The sequence below is a fragment of the Streptomyces sp. DvalAA-43 genome, assembly GCF_900091725.1.
GTDB lineage: Bacteria > Actinomycetota > Actinomycetes > Streptomycetales > Streptomycetaceae > Streptomyces > Streptomyces pulveraceus.
Window position 1 is genome coordinate 1 of the sequence record NZ_FMBW01000097.1, and the last position, 5,808, is coordinate 5,808.

General features: G+C 71.4%; 2 protein-coding genes. Both read right to left on the reverse strand.

Going from position 1 to position 5,808, the window contains the following annotated elements:
- Positions 1-556 (reverse strand): beta-ketoacyl synthase N-terminal-like domain-containing protein (locus tag GA0115234_RS41070; protein ID WP_176729417.1); only part of this gene is annotated, 556 nt, incomplete at its 3' end.
- Positions 557-571: 15 nt separating this feature from the next.
- A partial coding sequence (locus tag GA0115234_RS41075; protein WP_141718553.1) for an SDR family NAD(P)-dependent oxidoreductase occupies positions 572-5,808 on the reverse strand: 5,237 nt, incomplete at its 5' end.

Here is a 5,808-nt window from a genome sequence, read left to right on the forward strand (position 1 = left end):
AGGTGTTGCCGGTCCCGACGTACCCCTCGTACTCCTCCGGCAGTGTGGTCAGGCCGCTGATGTACTCCTGCACCATGATGCCGGTGAAGACGCCGGTGTCGCTGCCGCGCAGCGCGGCCGGATCGATACCCGCCCGCTCCACCGCCTCCCACGCGTTCTCCAGCAACAACCGCTGCTGCGGATCCATCGCGGCCGCCTCCACCGGACTGATCCCGAAGAACGCCGCATCGAACCGGTCCGCCTCATGCAGGAACCCACCACCCGACGCATACACCTTCCCCGTCGCCCCCGGATCCGGATCCGGATCGTACAACTCCTCCAGATCCCAACCCCGACCCATCGGAAAACCGGACACCGCATCCCGGCCCTCCCGCACCAACTCCCACAAATCCTCCGGAGAACCCACACCCCCCGGGAACCGACACGCCATACCGACCACCGCGATCGGCTCCTGGGCCTTTTCCTCGACCTCACGCAACCGTTGCCGGTACTCCCGCATGCTGGCCGTCGTGCGCTTGAGATAGTCGCGAAGCTGCTCTTCAGTGGACGTGGACATGGTGTACCTATCTCTTCAGCGCGAGAGTTCGTCGTCGAGTGCGTCGAACAGATCGTCGTCGGACATTGCTTCCAGGTCGTCGCCGAGTCCGGCGGAGGAGCCTTGTACGGAGTTCCACTTGCGCAGCAGCGCTTCCAGGCGGGCGGAGATTCGTGCGTGGGTTCTGCTGTCCCCGGTGAAGGCGGACATCGCCGCGTCCATCCGGTCGGCGTCCTCAAGGATGCGGATGTCCGGGGCGGCCTCCGCGGGCACGAGGGTCGCCAGGAAGTGGTTCACGACCGCTTCCGGGGTGGGGTGGTCGAAGATCAGCGTGGCGGGCAGCCGCAGCCCGGTGACCCTGTTGAGTCGGTTGCGCAGTTCCACGGAGGTCAGTGAGTCGAACCCGAGGTTCTTGAACTCGGCCGTGACGTCGATGCCTTCGGGCTTCGGGTGTCCGAGCACGGCGGCGACCTCCGCCCGCACCACTTCTCCGAGCGTCTCCCGCCGGCTCTCTTCGGAGAGCGGCCGGAGCCGCTCGGGCCACGAGGCGGCCGCCGAAGCCGCCGCGGGAGCGACGGACACGCGGCGCGCGGGAAGGCGGACGAGCTCCCGCAGCACCGCCGGCACGGTCGATGTGCCGCCGGCCGACGCCGCGTCGGCCCGGAGCCGCTTCAGATCGAGCGGCAGGGGTGCCACCAGGGCCTCGGGCGTCTGCCAGGACGCGTCGAACAGCTCCATGCCCTGCTCCGTGGAGAGCGCTCCGATCCCGGACCGCTCCAGTCGGTCCAGGTCGCCGCGGTTCAGGTGCCCCGAGAGCGGGCTGCTCTCTTCCCAGAGTCCCCAGGCGAGGGAGGTGGCGGGCAGTCCGTGTGCGGTGCGGTGCTGGGCCAGGGCGTCCAGGAAGGTATTGGCGGCGGCGTAGTTGGCCTGGCCCGCGTTGCCGAGGAGCCCCGCGACCGACGAATACAGCACGAACGCCGACAGATCCAGACCACGCGTCAGCTCATGCAGATGCCACGCCGCATCGACCTTGGGCCGCAGCACCGCCGCCAGCCGCTCCGGCGTCAACGCCTCCAGCGTGGTGTCATCCGTGACACCCGCGGTATGAACCACCGCGGTCAGCGGATGCTCCACAGGCACCGAAGCGAGCAACGCGGCAAGAGCGGAACGATCCGCCGTGTCGCACGCCGCGATCGTCACCTCCGCACCCAGCCCCACGAGCTCCTTCCGCAAACCCTCAGCACCCTCCGCACCCGGCCCACGACGACTCGCCAACAACAACCGGCTGACCCCGTACCGCACCACCAGATGACGCGCCACCAACGAACCCAACGTCCCCGTACCCCCCGTGACCAGCACCGTGCCCCCGGGAGCGGGAGCGCTGGGCAGTGTCAGGACGACCTTGCCGATGTGGCGGGCCTGGCTGATGTGGCGGAACGCTTCCTGTGCCTGCCGGATGTCCCACACCGCGACCGGCAGGGTCTCCAGCACACCGGTGTCGAACAGCTCGACGAGCGCGGCCAGCATCTGCTGGATACGGTCCGGGGACACCCAGGTCAGGTCGAACGACTGGTAGGAGACCCCGGGCAGCGACTCCGGCTCGCGGATGTCCGTCTTGCCCATCTCCAGGAACCGGCCGCCCGGCCGCAGCAGCCGCAGTGACGCGTCCACGAATTCGTTGGCCAGGGAGTTCAGCACCACGTCGAAGCCGCCCTCCCCCAGCTCCCGGCCGAAGCTCTGCTCGAAGCCGAGATCGCGGGACGAGGCGATGTGCCGGTCGTCGAGACCCAGCGAACGCAGGGTGTCCCACTTGCCGGAACTCGCGGTGCCGAACACCTCCGCGCCCAGGTGATGCGCCAGCTGTACGGCCGCCATGCCGACGCCGCCCGCGGCCGCGTGCACCAGGAGGCGCTCGCCCCGCCGCAGCGCGCCGAGGTCCATCAGGGCGTGGTACGCCGTCAGGAACACGGCGGGCACCGATGCCGCCCTGGCGAACGTCCAGCCGTCCGGCATCCGCACGAGCATCCGGTGGTCCACGACCGCGACCGGCCCGAACGCACCCGTCAGCAGACCCATCACACGGTCGCCCGGTGCCAGCTCCCGTACATCGGGCGCGACCTCCGTGACCACGCCCGCGCCCTCGATTCCGGGCGGGCCCGCCTCGCCGGGGTAGAGCCCGAGGGCGTTCAGCGCATCGCGGAAGTTCAGTCCGGCGGCGCGTACGGCGATCCGTATCTGGCCGGGCTCCAGCGGCGCCGACGAGGCCGGGTGGGCCCGGAGGGCCAGGCCGTCGAGCGAGCCGTCGGGCGACACCTCCATCCGCCAGGCGGCTTCGCCCTCGGGCGCCGCCAGCACCCCCTTGCGGGAGTGCCGGACCAGCCGGGCGGCATGAACCGCCCCGCCGCGCACGGCCAGTTGGGTCTCGTCGCCCTCCAGCACCGCGGACAGCACCGTACGCAACAGCCCGGGTTCACCGGCCAGTCGGCGGTGATCATCGACGTCGAGCAGGACGAAGCGGTCCGGGTGCTCGGCCTGCGCCGAACGCAGCAGCCCCCACAGGGACGCCATGGCCACATCGGTGACGGCCTCGCCGTCGCCGACAGCCGTCGCGCCCTGGGTGAGCACCACCAGCGGGGCATGGGTCACCGGTGACTCCGAGGCCAGCCACTGCTGGACGAGCGTGAGCATCCGACGTGTCACCGCGTGCGCGTCGGCGGCCACATCGGCCGCCGGGTCCCGCAGACAGGGGACGAGCACGGCCGCGGGCAGGGCCGCGCCCTCCTCCACGGAGCGCTCCAGAGCGAGCAGATCCGGATGGGCGGCGACACCTGTGGCCGCCGGGAAATCGGAGGCGATGACGGCCGCGGCCACGGGGTCCGCCGTGCCCGAGGCGCCTGGGCCGGAGGTCTCGGTCCAGTCCAGCCGGAACAACGACTTGTGATCGCCACCGGTCCCGGACGTGTGCCCGGGGGCGAAAGCGCGCAGGGTCAGCGACTCCACCTCGGCGATCGACGCACCCGAGGGGTCCGCCAGCACGATCGACACCCCGTCGGGGCCGGTCGGCCGCAGGCGTGCCCTGGCCACGGTGGCACCCGTGGCCCGCACGGTCACCCCGGCCCAGGCGAACGGCAGCCGCACCTCGGTGGCGTCCAGCACCAGCAGGTGCAGAGCGGCGTCCAGGAGAGCGGGATGGACGCCGTGACCGGCGGGGTCGAGTCCGTCGGGGAGGCGGAGGTCGGCGTAGAGGTCCGCACCGTCGCGCCAGGCGGCGGTGACTCCCCGGAAGGCCGGTCCGTAGACATAGCCGGTCGCGGCGAGGTCGGCGTAGAGCGGGGCCGTGTCCACCGGCTTCGCGGAGTCGGGAAGCCGTACGTCCGGCAGCGGCGGCCTGTCGTCCACACCGCCGCTCGTCAGCGCGCCGGAGGCATGGAGCGTCCAGTCGCTCTCCGCGGCGCTCCGCGGATCGTCGTCGGAGGCACGCGAATGAACCGTCACCGTCCATCCGCCCTCGTCCAGCGCCTCGACCTCCACATGGAGGTTGACGGCCGTATCGGGTACGAGGACGAGGGGCGCCGCGAGGGTCAGTTCCTCCACGAAGCCGGCGCCGACACGGCCGCTCGCCTCCGTCACCAGGTCGACGAAGGCGGTCCCGGGCAGCAGCACGGCATCGCCGATGGTGTGATCGGCCAGCCAGGGATGCGTACGCAGCGAGATCCGGCCGGTCAGCAGCCAACCCCGCCCGTCGGGACGGGGGATCGCGGCGCCCAGCAGGGGATGCTCGACGCCGGCGAGCCCGGCCGACGACACGTCGGAGGCAGGCGCCTCGTCCATCCAGTAGGACCCCTGCTGGAAGGCGTACGTGGGGAGGTCCACGCGCGAGGCTCCGGGGAAGACCGCCGGGGCGTCGAGTGCGGCCCCGAGCGCCAGGGCGTGCGCAAGGACCGTCTCCACGGTCTGTTCCTCGCCGCGCCGGGCCCGGAGGGCCGGCACGGCGACGATGTCCGTGTCGGCTGCGGTGTCGCTCAGACAGGTCTGTGCCATGCCGGTCAGTACGCCGTCGGGACCCAGCTCGACGTACATGGTCACGCCCAGCCCGGCCAGCGTCGCCATGCCGTCGGAGAAGCGGACCGGCTGCCGGACATGCGTCACCCAGTAGGCGGGCGAGCACAGCTGATCGACGGTGGCCGGGCGGCCCGTCACGTTCGACACGACCGGGATGCGCGGCCGGTCGAACCGCAGCCCCTGAAGCACCTCGCCGAACTCGTCCAACGCGCTGTCCATGTGCGCCGAGTGGAACGCATGGCTGACCGTCAGCCGCTTGACCTTGCGGCCGGACCGGGCGAAGCGGGCCGCGACCTCGTCGGCGGCGTCCGCGTCGCCGGAGACGACCACCGCCTCCGGACCGTTGACCGCGGCCACCGAGAGCCGGTCGCCGTACTCCTCCAGCGCGGCCAGTACCTCGTCCTCGCGGGCCTGCACGGCGACCATCGCACCGTCGTCGCGCGCCGCTTCCATCAAGCGGCCCCGCGCCGCCACCAGCACGGCCGCGTCCTTGAGGGAGAGCACGCCGGAGACATGGGCGGCCGCGACTTCGCCGATGGAGTGCCCCAGGAGGAACCCGGGCCGCAGTCCGTAGTGCTCCATCAGCCGGAACAGCGCGGTCTCCACCGCGAACAGGGACGCCTGTGTGTACAGCGTCCGGTTCAGCAGCTCGGCATCCGTCCCGAAGACCACTCCGTGCAACGGCCGCGGCAGCCTCTGGTCGAGTTCCGCGCACACGGCGTCGAACGCCGCGGCGAACACCGGCGACGAGCGGTACAACTCCTGCCCCATACCGAGCCGTTGCGCACCCTGGCCGGTGAAGAGGAACGCGACTTCGGGCGCCCCCTCCCCCGCTTCACGGGTGGCCAGGATCACGTCCGGGTGGGGTGTGTGCTGGGTGAGTGCGTGGAGTGCGGTGTGATGGTCGTGGGTGGTGATGACGGCCCGGTGGGCGAAGCGGGTGCGGGCGGTCGCGAGGGTGTGCGCGATGTCGGCGGGACGGAGTCCGGGGTGGGCTTCGAGGTGGGCGGCGAGCCGGGCCGCCTGGTCCTGAAGCGCCTGCGGAGTCTTCCCGGACAGAATCCACGGAACGGGACGCCCGGTCACTTCCGGCTCGTCAACTTCTTCGGTCTCCGGGACGGCTTGTTCGAGGATGAGGTGGGCATTGGTGCCACTCACCCCGAACGAGGAGATCCCGGCCCTGCGGGGCCGGTCGTGCTCCGGCCACGGGA